At 36.3% G+C, this 17,546-nt stretch carries 17 protein-coding genes and 1 tRNA gene; 13 read left to right on the top strand and 5 right to left on the bottom strand.

Features of this window, described 5'->3' with window-relative positions:
- Window positions 1–31: 31 nt before the first annotated feature.
- On the bottom strand, window positions 32–745 hold the full coding sequence (gene vrrA / locus DET63_RS00610; RefSeq protein ID WP_113935592.1) for a VrrA/YqfQ family protein: 714 nt from the start codon (window positions 743–745) through the stop codon (window positions 32–34).
- Between the two features lie 179 nt (window positions 746–924).
- On the opposite strand from vrrA, the gene DET63_RS00605 reads away from it, so the two are divergent.
- Both DET63_RS00605 and DET63_RS00600 read left to right on the top strand, forming a co-directional pair.
- Complete coding sequence (locus DET63_RS00605; RefSeq protein WP_002015172.1) at window positions 925–2,235, top strand: DEAD/DEAH box helicase; 1,311 nt, start codon at window positions 925–927, stop codon at window positions 2,233–2,235.
- Between the two features lie 250 nt (window positions 2,236–2,485).
- Window positions 2,486–3,382 carry a deoxyribonuclease IV gene (locus tag DET63_RS00600; RefSeq protein WP_002088660.1) on the top strand — a complete coding sequence of 299 codons (897 nt, stop codon included), beginning with the start codon at window positions 2,486–2,488 and terminating at the stop codon, window positions 3,380–3,382.
- Between the two features lie 19 nt (window positions 3,383–3,401).
- Here the strand turns inward: DET63_RS00600 and DET63_RS00595 are convergent, their stop codons facing one another.
- Window positions 3,402–3,656 carry a DUF2624 domain-containing protein gene (locus tag DET63_RS00595; RefSeq protein WP_002088657.1) on the bottom strand — a complete coding sequence of 85 codons (255 nt, stop codon included), beginning with the start codon at window positions 3,654–3,656 and terminating at the stop codon, window positions 3,402–3,404.
- A gap of 151 nt (window positions 3,657–3,807) precedes the next feature.
- On the opposite strand from DET63_RS00595, the gene DET63_RS00590 reads away from it, so the two are divergent.
- From DET63_RS00590 to DET63_RS00575, 4 genes are all read left to right on the top strand, one after another.
- The gene (locus DET63_RS00590) at window positions 3,808–4,686 is read left to right on the top strand and encodes a YitT family protein (protein WP_002015168.1); all 879 of its coding nucleotides are present in this window, start codon (window positions 3,808–3,810) and stop codon (window positions 4,684–4,686) included.
- Window positions 4,687–4,866: 180 nt separating this feature from the next.
- Window positions 4,867–5,637, top strand: a complete 771-nt coding sequence (locus DET63_RS00585; RefSeq protein WP_002015167.1) for a metal ABC transporter ATP-binding protein — start codon at window positions 4,867–4,869, stop codon at window positions 5,635–5,637.
- Window positions 5,637–6,470 (top strand): metal ABC transporter permease, encoded by an 834-nt coding sequence (locus DET63_RS00580; protein ID WP_002015165.1) that lies wholly within the window; start codon window positions 5,637–5,639, stop codon window positions 6,468–6,470. Before DET63_RS00585 ends, DET63_RS00580 begins: the two co-directional genes overlap by 1 nt.
- Before the next feature lie 13 nt (window positions 6,471–6,483).
- Entirely contained in the window at window positions 6,484–6,897 is a 414-nt protein-coding gene (locus DET63_RS00575) for a Fur family transcriptional regulator (protein WP_002015164.1), read from the top strand.
- 85 nt (window positions 6,898–6,982) lie between these two features.
- Here DET63_RS00575 and ispG read toward each other — a convergent pair whose 3' ends face one another.
- The 3 genes from ispG to yqgB form a co-directional block, all read right to left on the bottom strand.
- Complete coding sequence (gene ispG / locus DET63_RS00570; RefSeq protein WP_161793976.1) at window positions 6,983–8,086, bottom strand: flavodoxin-dependent (E)-4-hydroxy-3-methylbut-2-enyl-diphosphate synthase; 1,104 nt, start codon at window positions 8,084–8,086, stop codon at window positions 6,983–6,985.
- A 165-nt stretch (window positions 8,087–8,251) separates the two neighbouring features.
- Complete coding sequence (locus DET63_RS30075) at window positions 8,252–8,635, bottom strand: hypothetical protein (RefSeq protein WP_181777884.1); 384 nt, start codon at window positions 8,633–8,635, stop codon at window positions 8,252–8,254.
- Between the two features lie 66 nt (window positions 8,636–8,701).
- Window positions 8,702–9,469: a protein YqgB gene (yqgB, locus tag DET63_RS00560; RefSeq protein WP_002034056.1), complete on the bottom strand. Its 768-nt coding sequence runs from the start codon at window positions 9,467–9,469 to the stop codon at window positions 8,702–8,704.
- A 239-nt stretch (window positions 9,470–9,708) separates the two neighbouring features.
- Here yqgB and DET63_RS00555 point away from each other — a divergent pair.
- From DET63_RS00555 to pstA, 7 genes are all read left to right on the top strand, one after another.
- Window positions 9,709–9,782 (top strand) — tRNA-Ile (locus DET63_RS00555).
- A 223-nt stretch (window positions 9,783–10,005) separates the two neighbouring features.
- Window positions 10,006–10,617 (top strand): superoxide dismutase [Mn], encoded by a 612-nt coding sequence (gene sodA / locus DET63_RS00550; RefSeq protein WP_001052029.1) that lies wholly within the window; start codon window positions 10,006–10,008, stop codon window positions 10,615–10,617.
- A gap of 122 nt (window positions 10,618–10,739) precedes the next feature.
- Window positions 10,740–12,017, top strand: a complete 1,278-nt coding sequence (locus DET63_RS00545) for an MFS transporter (RefSeq protein ID WP_002015154.1) — start codon at window positions 10,740–10,742, stop codon at window positions 12,015–12,017.
- A 109-nt stretch (window positions 12,018–12,126) separates the two neighbouring features.
- Window positions 12,127–14,253 (top strand): peptidoglycan D,D-transpeptidase FtsI family protein, encoded by a 2,127-nt coding sequence (locus tag DET63_RS00540; RefSeq protein WP_113935591.1) that lies wholly within the window; start codon window positions 12,127–12,129, stop codon window positions 14,251–14,253.
- Window positions 14,254–14,775: 522 nt separating this feature from the next.
- Entirely contained in the window at window positions 14,776–15,693 is a 918-nt protein-coding gene (locus DET63_RS00535) for a PstS family phosphate ABC transporter substrate-binding protein (RefSeq protein ID WP_098635939.1), read from the top strand.
- A 27-nt stretch (window positions 15,694–15,720) separates the two neighbouring features.
- Entirely contained in the window at window positions 15,721–16,671 is a 951-nt protein-coding gene (pstC, locus tag DET63_RS00530; RefSeq protein ID WP_113935590.1) for a phosphate ABC transporter permease subunit PstC, read from the top strand.
- Window position 16,672: 1 nt separating this feature from the next.
- Window positions 16,673–17,539, top strand: a complete 867-nt coding sequence (pstA, locus tag DET63_RS00525) for a phosphate ABC transporter permease PstA (protein ID WP_002088645.1) — start codon at window positions 16,673–16,675, stop codon at window positions 17,537–17,539.
- Window positions 17,540–17,546: the final 7 nt, after the last annotated feature.

Raw genomic sequence — 17,546 nt, 5'->3', positions numbered from 1 at the left:
AAAGGAGGAGTGGATAGAAAACAAAGGATTGTTACACATATAGTTTTGGTTTTGTTGCTGATTGTTGAACGGGTTCTTTCGGAACCTCTTTTTCTATTACCGGTTCAAGCACTATTTTTTTTCGTTTCCTTTTTGGAGGTGGAGGGGGTGGAGTTGCTACCTCAACCTGTTCTGTTGCATCTTCAGTTTGATTTTCTTCCGTACTTTTTCCAGAGGTGAGGATTTTAACAATGCTTGGTAGACTACGCATAATGGGACCGTACTGTTCGACAACAGGACCGACAGATTGCACGACTTGAGATACTTTTTCGATATTATTTATCATATTAGTTGGGTTCGAAATTAAATTTGAAAAAAAACTACCGATGCCGCTGCTAGATGCCGCTGCAGTTGTAGCTGACGCAGCACCACGTGTATCATTTGATTCATACATTTGAGGTGGTATCATCTGCTCTGGATATTGCTGCAGGTATGGCTGATATTGTTGTGTATATTGTTGTTGGTATGGCTGTTGCTGTTGATATTGGGGCGGCGGTTGTTGGTGCATCATCGGTGGCCCTTCCATTTGTCGATAAGGAGGGACCATTTGCATGAAAGGTTCGGTTGGATCGTGTTTTTTAAAGAGTTTAGCAAGGAAACCTTTCTTTTTTTGAGCCATCGGTGGTAGTTGTGGAATCGGATATGGTGTGTAAGATTGTTGTCCTCGATTCGGATACATTTGTCTTATAGGGGATTTCGGAAACATGTGGGAAATCCTCCTTTCTTCAGTTAGGTATATACACATACAATATGCAATGGAAGGAAAGAAGGTTAGTTTTTGAGATAAAAACCTAAACTAAAGATGGATTTTACTTGTAGATTTCGATATAATGTAGACTTGACTGATTTGTGCGCAGTAGAAATTTTAGAAAGAAGGTGTAACTTATGACACTACAAACTTTTACACAGTATGATTTTAAACCATTTTTAATAGATGCAGTTCGTGAACTACGCTTTACAGAGCCAACAGGAATTCAAAAGAAAATTTTCCCGGTCGTGAAAAAAGGTGTGAGTATAATTGGACAATCCCAAACTGGTTCTGGGAAAACACATGCATACTTACTTCCTACATTAAACAGAATTGATGCAAGTCGTGAAGAGGTACAACTTGTTATTACAGCGCCTACTCGTGAGTTAGCACAACAAATTTACGAAGAAATTGTAAAACTAACAAAGTTCTGTGCAGAAGATCAAATGATTACAGCACGCTGTTTAATTGGTGGAACTGATAAACAACGATCAATTGAAAAGTTGAAAAAACAACCTCATATTGTAGTTGGAACGCCAGGACGTATTAAAGATTTAGTAGAAGAAAAGGCGCTATTTGTTTATAAAGCGGATACTATTATTGTCGATGAAGCGGACTTAATGCTTGATATGGGATTCATTCAAGATGTAGATAAAATTGCGGCACGTATGCCTAAAAATCTGCAAATGTTAGTTTTCTCTGCAACAATTCCTCAAAAATTAAAACCATTTTTGAAGAAATATATGGAGAATCCAGAACATATTCATATTAATCCGAAGCAAGTTGCAGCAGGAAATATTGATCATTACCTTGTGCCTTCAAGACACCGTAATAAAACTGAATTAGTGAAAAATATGCTACTTCAATTTAAACCATATTTAGCAATTGTCTTTACAAACACAAAGAAGAAGGCTGACGAAGTAGCCGATGGATTAGCAGAACGTGGATTAAAAGTAGGGCGTATACACGGTGATTTATCACCACGTGATCGTAGAAAAATGATGAAACAAGTTCGTGATTTAGAGTTCCAATACATTGTCGCAACAGATTTGGCGGCACGCGGTATTGATATTGAAGGAATTAGCCATGTTATTAACTATGAACTTCCACCAGATTTAGATTTCTTCGTTCACCGTGTTGGAAGAACTGCACGTGCGGGTCATTCAGGTATTGCAGTGACGATTTATGATCCAGCAAATGAAGAAGCGTTAGATAGTTTGGAAAAACAACGTCATATCGAGTTTAAGCATGTGGATTTACGCGGAGATGAATGGGCGGATTTAGGTGACCGTCGTCGTCGTAAGAGCCGTAAAAAACCAAGTGATGGACTAGATGTTATGGCAACAAAAGTTGTTAAAAAGCCGAAAAAAGTAAAACCAAACTATAAACGAAAACTTGCAACAGAACGTGACAAAGTGAAGAAAAAATATAGCAATAAAAAAAGATAAGGGATTTCCCTTATTTTTTTTTATCTCACTACTTGAGAGAAAGTCGAGTAATGCAGACTAATAATTAGTGAGGGGTAGAAAAAACGTTGACTAAAGTTTCGCTTTATTGGGTTAATTTAAGTATAGAGTTCAGAGTGTTTGAATAGTCTGTTTAATTTATGTAGTGCCTTTTGTGTGAACAAACAATTCGCTACATATTTCTACAAATTATGCTATCATTATATCTATTGTATATTGAAGAGGTGATTGTATGTTAAAGATTGGATCTCATGTTTCTATGAGTGGTAAGAAAATGTTATTAGCAGCAAGTGAAGAGGCTGTTTCATACGGTGCAACGACGTTTATGATTTATACAGGTGCACCGCAAAATACACGAAGAAAACCAATTGAAGAATTGAACATAGAAGCAGGAAGAAAACATATGGAACTAAACGGTATTGAAGAAATTATCGTACATGCGCCATACATTATTAATCTTGGGAATACGACGAAGCCAGAAACATTCCAATTAGGTGTAGACTTCCTTCGCATGGAAATTGAAAGAACATCGGCATTAGGTGTAGCGAAACAAATCGTTCTTCACCCAGGTGCGCACGTTGGTGCAGGAGCGGATGCTGGTATTCAACAAATTATTAAAGGGCTTAATGAAGTATTAACGCCAGAGCAGACGGTTAACATTGCGTTAGAAACGATGGCAGGAAAGGGAACGGAATGCGGTCGTAGCTTTGAAGAAATTGCGAAAATTATTGATGGTGTGAAATATAATGAAAAACTATCTGTATGTTTTGATACGTGTCATACGCATGATGCAGGTTATGACCTTGTAAATGATTTTGACGGTGTGTTAAACGAATTTGATAAAATTGTTGGGATAAATCGTTTACAAGTACTTCATATTAACGATAGCAAAAATGTACGCGGAGCTGGAAAAGACCGTCATGAAAATATTGGTTTTGGTCATATTGGCTATAAGGCATTGCATCACATTGTGCATCACCCACAACTTACGCACGTACCAAAAATTCTTGAAACGCCGTATGTAGGTGAAGATAAAAAAGATAAGAAGCCACCATATAAATTAGAAATCGAAATGCTGAAAAATGGTACTTTTGATGAAGGAATTCTTGAAAAAATTAAAGCGCAATAAGGAGGGGATTTTCCCCTCCTTATTTTAATAGCTGCTGAAATAAAATATTTACTTGTTGGGCAGTGGCAGGAGTAGTTACTTTAGCGATTTGTTTTAACAAATCTAGTCGTTCGGTATTATCGTAAATGTTAATGTTTTTCCCTTTCATAAGTAAAACGATTTTATCAGCTTGTGCAGTTGTGATTGGAACTTCGTATTCTTTACTATATTTCAATAGTTCTTTTGTAGAAATATGATTTAATTTTTTGTTCACAATTTGTTTAATGAGGTTCATCGTGTTGTCCTCCTTCACACGTTCTTCTATCGAAATATATGTACGCATAGCTTGTACATATTCGTATCAAGGTGCATTTTTTCAATGGGGAAAAGAAGCTTATGTTATAATATAAGAACAAAACTATAGATAAAGAGTATAAGGAGGACTTATGGAAAAAAAGCAACATCGAAAAGAAAGTGTTATTCATCTTGTATATCGTTTAGTTATGATTGTCTTTGGGGCAGCGTGTGCGGCGGTAGCGATTGAACTGTTTTTAATGCCAAATAAAATTATTGATGGTGGAATTATTGGTATTTCTCTTATATTAGATTATCTTACTCCTAATATTTGGTGGTTAAGCTTTTCTACTTTAGTTGTTATCCTCAACATTCCTTTTATGTACTCCGGGTATAAGCAAATTGGAAAAACATTCATGTTATCTTCAGCATTTGGAATTGTAGCTTTAGCATTTATTGAATCAACGTTGCATGCTATCCCGCCATTTACAACAGAGCCGATTTTAGCAACAGTTTTCGGCGGTCTTATTTTAGGGATTGGTGTAGGACTTGTTATTCGTCATGGTGGATCGTTAGACGGGACCGAGATTATGGGAATTCTATTAACGAAGAAATTACCGTTTTCTGTTGGTGAATTCGTAATGTTTGTGAACTTATTCATTTTTGCATGGGCAGCATTTGTTTTTGGTGTTGAACAAGCGATGTATTCTGTTATGACGTACTATATCGCATTCAAAACAATTGATACGGTAATTCAAGGATTAGACGAAACGAAAGCAGTTTTAATAGTATCGGATCAATATGAGGAAGTATCAAATGCAATTTTACACCGCCTTGGTCGTGGAACAACAAAACTTGTTGCTAAAGGTGGCTATACAGATAAAGAAAAAGAAGTTATTTATGCAGTTGTAACACGTCTGGAAGTGACGAAGTTAAAATCAATTGTGCATGAAATTGATGAAAACGCATTTGTTACGATTATGAATACACAAGAGACAAATGGTGGTAAGTTTAAATCAGCAATTCACTAAAAAGTTAATTGTAATATCTTTTGAAAGCAGAGAATTCTTCTCTGCTTTTTGTTATAATAATAAGGTTTCTTGAAATAAAGAATATATTTTAGGCAGATTGGTTTACAACTATAATAAGCTGTACTATAATTCAAATAGAGATAAATCGGAATCATTCTGAATTAAAATAGGTGAGATGCTATGAATAATATATTGGAAATAGAAGGATTAACGTTTCGGTATGAAGATCGCAACGTGTTAGAAGATATTAATTTGCAAGTTCCGAAGGGAGCTTTTTTAGGTTTAGTTGGACCGAATGGTTCAGGGAAATCGACTTTACTTAAATGCTTATTGGGTGTTTTAAAACCAAAGCAAGGAAGTATTAGATTGTTTGGCATTGATAGTAAGAAATTTAAAGAGTGGAATAAAGTTGGTTATGTATCCCAAAAGGCAAGTAGCTTTAACTCAGGTTTCCCGGCAACTGTTTTCGAGGTTGTTTCAATGGGGCTCGTTTCGAAAAAAGGGCTTTTTCGCTTTTTTACGAAAGACGATAATGCGAAAGTAGAAAAAGCGATTGCTGATGTAGGTATGAGCGAGTTTCGAGGTCGCAACATTGGAGAACTTTCTGGCGGACAACAACAGCGTGTATTTATTGCTCGTGCACTTGTAAGTGATCCGGAATTGCTTATTTTGGACGAGCCTACTGTTGGGATTGATGTGAAGAATGTGGCAAGTTTTTATGAGATACTAGAGGATTTAAACAAAAGATTGGGAATTACGTTAATTCTTGTTACGCACGATATGGGTGCTGTAACAGAGAAGGTGACGCATGTTGCATGTTTGAATCAGCATTTACATTTCCATGGGAATGTAGAGAAATTCCGAGAGTTAGAAGATGCAGAAATGTCGATTTTATATGGACATCATGTTCATCGCTTAGAACATGAACATGGGCATCACGGGAGGATATAATGATACAGGATTTTTTACAATATGATTTTTTACGTAATTCCTTATACGCTGGTATTTTAATAGGGCTTGTCGCACCACTTATCGGCGTGTTCGTTGTAATTCGCCGCATGTCGCTTATTGCGGATGCATTAAGTCATGTGACGTTATCAGGAATTGCAGCAAGTTTATTACTTGAAAAGACAATCTTTACCGGTGGGTTTTTAAACCCTTTATATATGGGGATGTTTTTTTCAATCGGTGGAGCATTGCTAATTGAAAAATTACGTACTGTATATAAACATTATCAAGAGTTAGCAATCCCGATTATACTTTCAGCAGGGATGGGGATTGGAGTTATCTTCATCTCACTTGCTAATGGATTCAATACGGATTTATTTAGTTATTTATTTGGTAGTGTAAGTGCTGTAACAAGTGCGGATTTAATTATTATTGGTATAGTAGCAATTGTTGTTATTGCGACGATTGTTTTATTATACAAAGAGTTGTTTTTACTATCATTTGATGAGGAATACGCTGTATCAACCGGTTTAAGTGCAAAGTGGATTCACTTTATCTTCATTATATTAGTTGCTCTTGTAATTGCGGTATCAATGCGTGTTGTAGGTGTTCTTCTCGTATCATCTTTAATGACGTTACCAGTTGCAGCAAGTATTCGTATTGCAAAAGGATTTAAACAAACAATTTTCTTTTCCATTTTATTTGGTGAAATTGCAGTAATTGGTGGAATGTTTGCTTCGTATCAACTTGATTTAGCTCCAGGTGGTACAATTGTTATGATAGCGGTTCTTATTTTAATTGGTGCAATTTTATGGAAAAAGAAAAAAACTGCATAAAGTAGGGATAGGTATGAATCTAACAGAAGCTTTACGCCTAATGAAGGAAAAGGGATACAAACATACAGGGAAAAGGGAAGAAATGCTGAGGTTATTCGCAGCTCATAATCGTTATTTAACTGCGAAAGATGTTTTAGAGCATATGAAGGGTGATTATCCAGGACTTAGTTTTGATACGATTTATCGTAACTTAACGGTTTTTGCTGAAGTCGGTGTTTTAGAGCAAACGGAATTAAATGGTGAAAAGCATTTCCGTTTTACATGCTCCATTATGGAACATCATCATCATTTCATTTGTTTAGATTGTGGTGGTACAAAAGAGATTAATTCCTGCCCAATGGATTTTATGAATAAAGATTTTAAAGGTTATGAGGTAACGGGGCATAAGTTTGAAATATATGGTCGTTGCCCAAAATGTGCAAAATGAGAGGGCTCGTCAGTTATATAACTGACGAGTTTTTAATTTGAATGTAAAAAGAAGGTTGCTCACAAAAATTGTGGCAACCTTCTTTTTATTGTTCTTGTTTTTCTTTTTCTTTTTCTCGTTCGGCAGCCATTTCAGCAGCGATTACATCAATTTCTTTTTTCAGTTCTTCTACCATTGTTTCTTCTGGTACTTTACGAACGACTTGCCCTTTACGGAATAATAAACCTTCTCCGCGTGCACCGGCAATACCGATGTCAGCTTCACGAGCTTCACCAGGACCGTTTACGGCACAGCCGAGTACTGCAACCTTAATTGGAACTTTAAGTGTGGAGATGTATTCTTCGACTTCATTAGCAATGCTAATTAGGTCGATTTCAATACGACCACAAGTTGGACAAGAAATAAGTGTTGCGGCATTAGATGCAAGACCGAATGATTTTAATAGTTCACGTGCAACTTTTACTTCTTCAACTGGATCAGCGCTTAAAGAGATACGAAGTGTATTTCCGATGCCTTTACTTAAAATTGCTCCAAGACCGGCGGCGCTTTTTACAGTCCCAGCAAACAATGTTCCTGATTCTGTAATACCTAAATGTAATGGATAATCAAAAGCGCGAGCAGCTTTTTCGTATGCTTCAATTGCTAAGTTAACATCAGAGGCTTTCATTGATACGATAATATCGTGGAAATCTAAGTCCTCTAAAATTTTAATATGGTGCAGTGCGCTCTCGACCATACCATCAGCAGTTGGATATCCATACTTTTCTAAAATATGACGTTCTAATGAGCCGGCATTTACACCGATACGGATTGGAATGCCACGCTCTTTCGCTGCATTTACAACAGCTTCTACTTTATGGCGACGTCCAATGTTACCTGGATTGATACGTACTTTATCAATGCCGCCTTCGATTGCTTTTAAAGCAAGGCGGTAATCAAAATGAATATCAGCAACAAGTGGAATGTTGATTTGTTTTTTAATATCAGCAATAGCATTTGCTGCGCGTTCGTCTGGAACAGCAACACGAACAACTTGACAGCCAGCTTCTTCTAAACGTTTAATTTCAGCAACTGTAGCCTCAACATCATGCGTTTTTGTTGTCGTCATACTTTGTATAATTAATTCATTGTTACCGCCAATTGTTAAATTACCGACTTTAACTGGACGTGTTTTTGTGCGTTGAGTCATTTCATTCACGAATTGATCGCTCTCCTTATAAAAGAAGTTTCTTATTTTAGTCCCTTACATCAATGATAGTATGTGTGAGAAAGGGGTATAGAAACCAAAGTACTCGGTTTCACTTTTACTATTGTATCAGCGCCTTTATGTAATTGACAAGGATTAAGTGATTGCTTATTGATATAAGGGGAATTTATAAGACTTTCCAACTTGGATTTTTGTAGCAGATGTATTTTTATTTAATTGCTTAAAATCATCAATTACTTTTTCAATAGAAGGAATTTTTTTCTTATTAATCGCTTCTGTAATAGAAAGAACTGTATCGCCAGTTTTTACTTCGATTGCTTTATAAGCTGTATCCGTTTCTTTTTCTTTTTCTTTTTCTTTTTCTGTTTCTTTCTCTTTATTTTGTTTTGTATCTGTATTTTCTTTTTTTATCGTTTGGGCAGCAGATGTTTTTTTGTATGAACTTAACATCGGTAAAGTACCGATTTTTATGTCGTAATAAAATATATAACCGAGGACAAGCACGAATAAGAGTACACCTAATCTCTTCATATCCTTCACTCCTTTGCTAGGAATATATGCTTGTCCAAAAAAAAAATGCCTATTTAGGCATTTTTTTTATAGTTCTTGTTTTTCTTTCGGCTTTGGAACTTCTTTAATTGTTAAGTATAGAACGATTAAAACAACTGCAATGTAAATGAATGTTGCGCCAGGTACGTTTATTTTGAATAAATCCATAATCATAAAGAAGATTGTTGGAATTGTGTAGCTGTAAGCAGTTAATGTCCAAACTTGTTTATAAGATAATTTGCGTTGACCGCTCATCGCAGAACCGATGAAGGCAAGCAATGTAACTCCTACAAAGGTAATAAATAATTGGAACAAGTACAGTAAGAACCCAATAACGAATAATAAGATTGGATAAATACTGTCAAATAACGAAATGAAATCTTGTAAATCTTTTTTCTCAAGAGATGCGCCTAATAAGTCATTATAGGAGTATGTTTGTGTTTGACCATTCCCCATGGAGACTACTTTATCTTTTAAAACAAATAAACCTGTTTTATTTTGATATTTTTCTAAGTCTGTTGAATTTGGATCAAATACGAAAAGGGCATTTCCATCTTCTTTTTCGATAGGTTGATCAATATCAGCTGTTAGCTCGCCATTTTCAATTTTAAAATCAGGTAAATCTTTTTCGATTACTTTATTTACCATGTTAACACCATCTTGAATAACGCTACCGTACAAGAAAGTTCTTGGAATAGTAGTGATTAGGCAAAGAAGCATAATATACAAAATGGTTTTACCGATTTTTTGAAAACGGAAAAGCGCCATATCTTTAGGCGAATATACGCTTTTTGCTAGCTGTGTAAAAATGGACATAGATTCACTTCCTTTATGTATGTATAAAATCATTGTAACGTACGAATCTAGAGAAGCTCAAGATATATTATATTTACATATAGTAGAGAAGACTAAATTCCTTCTTATTAATTTACTTCTTTTAGTAGAGAAAAATACAATTGACACTTTTCTTTCGTATATGGTAAATTTATCTTACATTTTTCAAACGATATATCCGATTGGAATTTAGTTGTTTTTAATGGTACATACATAATCGTGGACCCTTAGCTCAGTTGGTTAGAGCAGACGGCTCATAACCGTCCGGTCGTAGGTTCGAGTCCTACAGGGTCCATATCCATTTCATATGTTTATTATGTCAGCAGGAAGCTTCCTTGTAGAAGGAAGCTTTTTTTCGGAATATATGAGCATTTTAATTGAAAAGAAGTGGGAATTTTGCTACTTTAATGATAGCAAGACAAAGCGATTTATTTGTTTGCACCCTATGGCAATTAGGGTAGAATGAAGTTGTAGGTCACATATGTAGTGGCAATACATAAACCGGGAGGAATATAACAATGGCAAAACACGAATTACCAAATTTACCTTATGCGTATGATGCTTTAGAACCTCACTTTGATAAAGAAACAATGAACATCCATCATACAAAACATCACAACACGTATATTACAAACTTAAACGCTGCTTTAGAAGGTCATGCAGAATTAGCTGACAAAAGCGTTGAAGAATTAGTTGCAAACTTAAACGAAGTACCTGAAGCAATCCGTACAGCAGTACGTAACAATGGTGGCGGACATGCTAACCATACATTCTTCTGGACAATCCTATCTCCAAACGGCGGGGGACAACCAGTAGGCGAACTTGCAACTGCGATTGAAGCGAAATTCGGTAGCTTCGATGCATTCAAAGCAGAATTCGCAAAAGCTGGCGCAACTCGCTTCGGTTCTGGTTGGGCTTGGTTAGTAGTAAACAATGGTGAATTAGAAGTAACAAGCACTCCAAACCAAGATTCTCCTCTAACTGAAGGTAAAACTCCAGTTATCGGTTTAGATGTTTGGGAGCATGCTTACTACTTAAATTACCAAAATCGTCGTCCTGACTACATCGGTGCATTCTGGAACGTTGTAGATTGGAACGTTGCTGAAAAACTTTACCAAGAAGCAAAATAATTAAAGTTAATACAGCTAGAAAAAAGCTAGGGGGTTTTCTCCTAGCTTTTTTCTATGTTCTCCTTTTACATAATTGAGCTTGTCTTTGGAAGACTAGAACATGAAGTAAAGGAGAGTTGTGTATGAAGTGGAAACATGTAATCGGTGATGTTGAAGTGAATCGGGATTTAGTATTATTGCTCGTTATAGGAGGTTTATACACGCTCGCAATTTCTTTATCGAATACGTTTGTAAACATTTATTTATGGAAGCAAACACAAAATTATGTGAATCTGGGCTTGTATAATTTGGCCAGCGTTGTATTGCAGCCTCTAACATTTCTTGTGGGCGGGAAATTAGCGAAACGTATTGATCGCTCGATTTTATTGAGAATCGGTGTAGGCACGTTAGCTGTTTTTTTTATCGTCGTTTTAGTAGCGGGAAAAAGTGCATCTCACTATATTTTATTAATGGGAGCTCTTTTAGGAGTTGGTTATGGTTTTTATTGGCTCGCTTTTAACTTGTTAACATTTGAGATTACAGAACCAGAAACAAGAGATTTTTTTAACGGTTTTCTAGGACTTCTTACATCGTTCTCTGGAATGATTGGACCGATAGCAGCAGGATATACAATTTCACGTATGGAAAAATGGAGTGGTTATACTGTCGTTTTCTTCCTCTCGTTAATGCTATTTGCGGTTGCAGTCGTTCTAAGCTTTTTTTTATCGAAGAGGGAATGTGAAGGACGCTATGAAATTGTGCAAGTATTGAAAGAGCGGCAAGTTGATGAAAACTGGGGAAGAATTACGCGCGCTCATTTCTTCCAAGGTTTGAGAGAGGGAACGTTTATTTTCGTTATTTCGGTATATGTCTATTTAGCATCTGGTAGCGAGTTAGCACTGGGGAAATATAGTTTAGTGAATTCTGCAGTATCATTTGTATGCTATTATTTAGTTGCTCGTATGTTAAAGAAAGAATGGCGAAAAAAAGCAATTTTACTTGGCGGTATTATTTTATACGCGGTTGTATTTTTAGTTATTTTTAATGTTACATATACGAAATTACTTATTTATGCAGCATGTATTGCGGTTGCATATCCGATTTTACTCGTTCCGTACGGCTCAATGACATACGATGTAATTGGTAGAGCAAAACAGGCGAGAGAATGGCGTGTAGAATATATAGTGGTCAGGGAATTATGGTTAAATGCCGGAAGAATTTGTTCCATTTTAAGTTTTTTATGTGCTGTCATATTTTTTCCGCCTGAAAAAAGTTTACCTTTCTTACTATGTATTTTAGGAGCTGGACATTTTCTTATTTATTTTGCAGTTAAAAATGTCAAATATGATGAGGGGAATGTGAACAAAACCAGTGTTGTAGCGCAAGGAAGCACGCAGAATCAAACTGAACCAGAAGGTTAACTTATCGCGTGTTTTATGCTAGAATAGAAAAAGATGTAAGACAGCAGTGAGGGCACCTGTATGAAGGTGTCCCTTTCACATTACATAGCTGTTGGTAGAGGGGGTTTGTATGAGCAAGAAGCAGAAACAACAAAAGAAAAAGACCCACGTTCCTTTTCGGTTAAACGTGTTGTTTTTTTGCGTGTTTTTAATGTTCTCCGCGGTTATTGTAAGGCTTGGATACGTACAAATTGTTCGTGGTGAGGAATATAAAAATGAAGTTGAGAAAAAAGAAAACTCAACGATAAGTAATCCTGTACCACGCGGGAAAATATTTGATCGTAATGGAGAAGCGGTCGTAGATAATGAGCCTATTCGTACAATTACATTTACAAAAATGAAGGGATCAACTGCAGCAGATCGCTTAGAGACGGCGAAAAAGTTAGCAGATTTAATTGAAGTCCCAACAGATAAGTTAACAGATCGCGATAAGAAAGATTATTGGCTTGCTTTACATAAAGAAGAAGCAGAAGCAAAAATCACAAAAAAAGATCGTGAAGAGTTTAAAGTGAATAAAATTGACGATAAAGAACTAGATGAACGTCAACGAAATCGTGTAACAGAAGAAGAGATTAATCAACTGTCAGCAAAAGATTTAGAAATATTGGCGATCAAAAGTAAGATGGAAAGCGGATATGCAATGACGCCGCAAATCGTTAAAAAAAATGCAACACCGGAAGAATACGCGATTATTAGTGAAAATTTAGCGAAATTACCAGGTGTAGATACAAATGTTGACTGGGAGCGAAAATATAAGTATGACGATATGTTCCGAAGTGTACTTGGTGGTGTAACTTCTTCTGATGAAGGGTTACCGAGAGAAAGATTAGATCACTATCTTGTTCGTGATTATAATCGTAACGATCGTGTAGGAAAAAGTTACCTTGAGCAACAGTACGAAGATAGTTTACACGGCACAAAAGCTGAAGTTAGAAATGTTACAGATAAAGACGGTAATATTTTAGAAACTATTAATGTGTCACAAGGACAACGAGGTAACGATCTAAATTTAACGATTGATATGAAATTACAAAAGCGCGTAGAAGAAATTCTTACAAAAAACTTAATGAGATTTAAAGGGAGCGAACCTCTTTTAGACCGTGCATTCGTTGTAATGATGAACCCGAAAAATGGTGAAGTTTTATCTATGGCGGGGAAACAATTAGTGAATAAAGACGGGGAAACGAAAGTAGATGATTTTGCATTAGGAACGATGACAAGTTCTTATCCGATGGGTTCAACTGTAAAAGGTGCGACAGTACTTACGGGGTATCAAACTGGTGCGATTCAACCTGGAGCTGTACAGTATGATGAACCGATTAAATTAAAAGGGACACCTACGAAGTCATCTTGGAAACAGATGGGGTATATTAATGACCTTACAGCGTTAAAACAGTCTTCAAACGTTTATATGTTTAAAACAGCGATGAATATCGCTGGGGTTCCATATGTACGAGGCGGTACGTTAGATATTCCGAAAAGTGCGTTCGATACTATGCGTTACTATTTTGGTCAGTTTGGACTTGGTGTGAAAACAGGAATTGATTTGCCAAATGAAACTGCTGGTCAAATAGGTAAAGGAAATCAACCAGGTTTCTTATTAGATTTATCAATCGGGCAGTATGATACGTATACACCGCTTCAATTAGCGCAATATATTTCGACGATTGCAAATGGTGGATATCGTATGCAACCCCAAGTTGTAAAGGAAATTCGTCAGCCATCGGCGAAGCCAGAGGAAGTTGGAAAAGTTGTTCAATCCATGGAACCGAAAGTATTAAATCGTGTTGATATGCCTGAATCACAAATTAAACGTGTTCAAGAAGGATTTAGACAAGTGTTTAACGATACAGGTGGTACAGCTACAAAATACTTTACTGGTGCAAAATATAAAGCTGCAGGGAAAACTGGTACAGCGCAAACCGTATATGGCGGAGATAAAGAGATTGGTAAAAAAGCAGATGGTCAGCGTGTGGAGACTTATAACTTAACATTAGTAGGTTATGCCCCGCTCGAAGATCCAGAAGTAGCATTCTCTGTTGTTGTTCCGTGGGTACATGATGATAAGACTGGTATTAATGGATATATTAGTCGTGAAATTATGGATGCTTACTTTGATTTGAAAAACCAAGCATTAACTGGTGAAGCTCCGCAAGATGAAAAAGCGCAAAAAAATAAAAATCAAGATGATGAATAAAAAAGTTGTAAAAAAAGCACACTATCTGAAAAGATAGTGTGCTTTTTTTTATGCCTTACGCATATGGTTTAGTAAATGTGGACAAGCATAAAATATTGAAAAAACATGTAGTTTCAAAAACGATGAACACAACAAGATTAGTGCATACGCTCTAAGTTTGTTGTGTGTGATAGGCGATAGCAGTTTTATCCCGCATTTGAGGGCGTTAAAACTCCCACCTCAAAATTCAGCTGGAGCAAAGAAGTTAGGTGGGAGCCCTGCTGCCCGTAAACGCCCGATTGGTGAGGGCTAATAATTAGTGGGGGGATGAACAAAACCCCCACTAATTAAAGTTTCGCCTTATGGATGATTAGAAAATTTCCTGCATCTAAAGTACAAAAGTGAAAATAAAGTTTGTGTATACAGTTGTTTTTGTGGGACTTTACAAAACTTTTACAAATAATTAAAACCGAATTAATAGTTTAGCAGTATTCTTATATCTGTAATCCTGTTATTTCCGGTTACTTCTAGGAGGAAGAACACGTGAAATGGATGAGCACATCGATTAAAGTTTTGACATTATCGACATGTTTCCTTTGTTTTAATATGTCTACTGCATTCGCTACAAATGAAATGGGAGAAGTGAGAGTTGATGGATCCTCAACGGTTTTCCCCATTATAGAGGCAGTAGCAGAGGAATATACAAAGGCCCATCCAAACGTGAAAATTTCTATTAGTATTTCTGGGACAGGGGGAGGATTTAATCGTTTCAGTAAAGGAGAAGTAGATATAAACAATGCTTCGAGATTGATGAAACCGGTAGAAGAAAAAGCAATGCAGAAAAAATTCATTCAATTTACACCATTTGAGGTTGCTTATGACGGTCTAACGATTGTTGTGAATCGTCAAAATACGTGGGTAAACAATATGACGATAGACGAGTTACGTCTATTATGGAGTGAAAATGGAAGATTGAAACGATGGTCACAAATTCATTCATCATGGCCTCGTGAACAAGTTAAATTTTATGCGCCAGGCGTAGACTCTGGTACTTATGATTATTTCCAAAATGTTGTCTTACAAAATAATCGCCTTGTAAAAACGGTTTCTTTGTCTGAAGACGATCAAGTTATTATGCAAGGGGTAATGAATGATAAAAATGCCATTGCTTTTGTAGGATATGCTTATTATATGGCCAATCGAGATAAGGTAAAAGCAATACAGGTGGATGGTGTATTTCCAACGAAAGAGACCATTCAGTCGGGTACGTATAAGCCATTATCTAGGCCGCTATTTACGTATGTGAATCATGCATCTATCAGAAATAAAATTAATGTAGCAAATTATGTTGAGTTTATGATTAAGCATGTTGGAAGCCTTGCTGAAGAGGTCGGATATGTAAAATTACCAAAAGAAAAATATAATGAACAGCTGCGAATGTTAACAGAAATAAAAAGGTAATGTCAGGGTGGAAAGGGGTTTTCATCTTTGGCTCATAATGACAAAAGTCAAGTTACATTTTCTGTACAACATTTGATTGAGAGAAATACAAATAGAAGAAAAAAAACGCAGCGAATCAATCGAATTGTTCCGTTAATACTAAAAGCCATTGCTAGCGTGTCCATTGTAACGACACTTGGAATTATTATTACGTTGGCAAATGAAACAATCATGTTTTTTCAAAAGATATCATTGTATTCTTTTTTGACAGAGAAGGAATGGTTACCTTTTTTTGAAGATCCAAAATTCGGTATATTACCACTTATATGTGGAACAATCCTTGTAACAGCAATTGCCATGTTCGTAGCAATTCCTATTGGTTTAGGTTGTGCCGTGTTTTTAAGCGAATACGCTTCGAATGGCGCTCGGAAAATATTAAAACCGTTGTTAGAGCTACTAGCAGGCATCCCGACAATTGTATATGGTTTTTTCGCGTTAACAGTTGTCACACCACTTTTACAACGGGTTATACCAGATTTGCAGTTTTTTAATGCTATTAGTCCAGGTATTGTTATAGGGTTTATGATGATACCGACGATTGCATCTCTCTCTGAAGATGCGATGAGAGCTGTAGCGAAAGGAATTAAAGAAGCCTCATTAGCGCTAGGAGCAACTCGTTTTGAGATGGTAAAACAAGTGGTGTTTCCATCGGCTTTTACGGGCATAATGGCAGCGATTATATTAGCAGCTTCCAGGGCAATTGGTGAAACGATGATTGTTGTTATTGCAGCTGGATCAACACCTAATGTATCGATAGATCCGACTCATTCTATTCAAACATTAACAGCCTATATTGTACAAGTGAGTTTAGGTGATGCTCCGCACGGAACGATTACTTATTACAGCATGTATGCTGTAGGTGCAACGTTATTTATGTTTACTTTTATTATGAATTTCATTTCGCAATATATTATGCGCCGTTTTAGGAGGTTGACATAATATGCGAATGTTAAACCATAAGAACATACAAGAAAATATGGCATCGCGTTTTTTAAAGGATCGGATTTACAAGTGTTTGTTTTATATAGCAATTTTGTTTTCAGTAGTAATACTTTTTATATTGCTTTTTCAAATTTTTGAAAAAGGTATAAGTTATCTTTCAATAGATTTCTTTACAAACTTCGCCTCACGTAATCCGAGAGAAGCTGGGATTGTCGCTGCTTTGTCAGGAACAATACTATTTATGAGCATTGTTATACCAGTCTCTTTTATATTTGGAGTCGGAACAGCTCTTTATTTAGAGCATTATGCGAAGGAGTCCGTTTTTAAAAAGTTAATTGAATTAAATAATCAAACATTAGCAGGGGTACCTTCCGTTGTGTTTGGTTTACTCGGGTTAACTATTTTCGTATACGCTCTCCATTTGGGAGAGAGCATAATGGCAGCGGCACTGACGATGAGTTTACTCGTCTTACCAACTGTTGTTGTAGCTAGTCAAGAAGCGATTAGAACTGTGCCGAGCTCATTACTAGAGGCTTCTTACGGATTAGGTGCTACGAAATGGCAAACGATGTATCAAATTGTATTGCCAGTCGCTTTGCCAGGGATTGTAACGGGATGTACGTTAGCGGTATCGAGAGCAATTGGTGAGGCAGCACCATTATTAGTTATTGGGGCCCTTGCCTTTGCAAATTATGTTCCGTTCAGTATGTTTGATAGATTTACGGTTTTACCAATTCAAATTTTTAATTGGATGAGTAGACCACAAGAAGAATTTCAGTATGTAGCAGCAGCTGGGATGATTGTTTTGCTAGGATTGTTGCTCTTTATAAATATATTTGTCTTATGGTTACGAAATCGAAAATAAGTTGGAA

Origin of the sequence: Bacillus sp. DB-2 (assembly GCF_003315125.1) — a bacterium.
GTDB classification, from domain to species: Bacteria; Bacillota; Bacilli; order Bacillales; family Bacillaceae_G; genus Bacillus_A; species Bacillus_A mycoides.
Note: the sequence above shows the minus strand (reverse complement) of the source record. Positions and strands in the feature narration are given on the sequence as shown.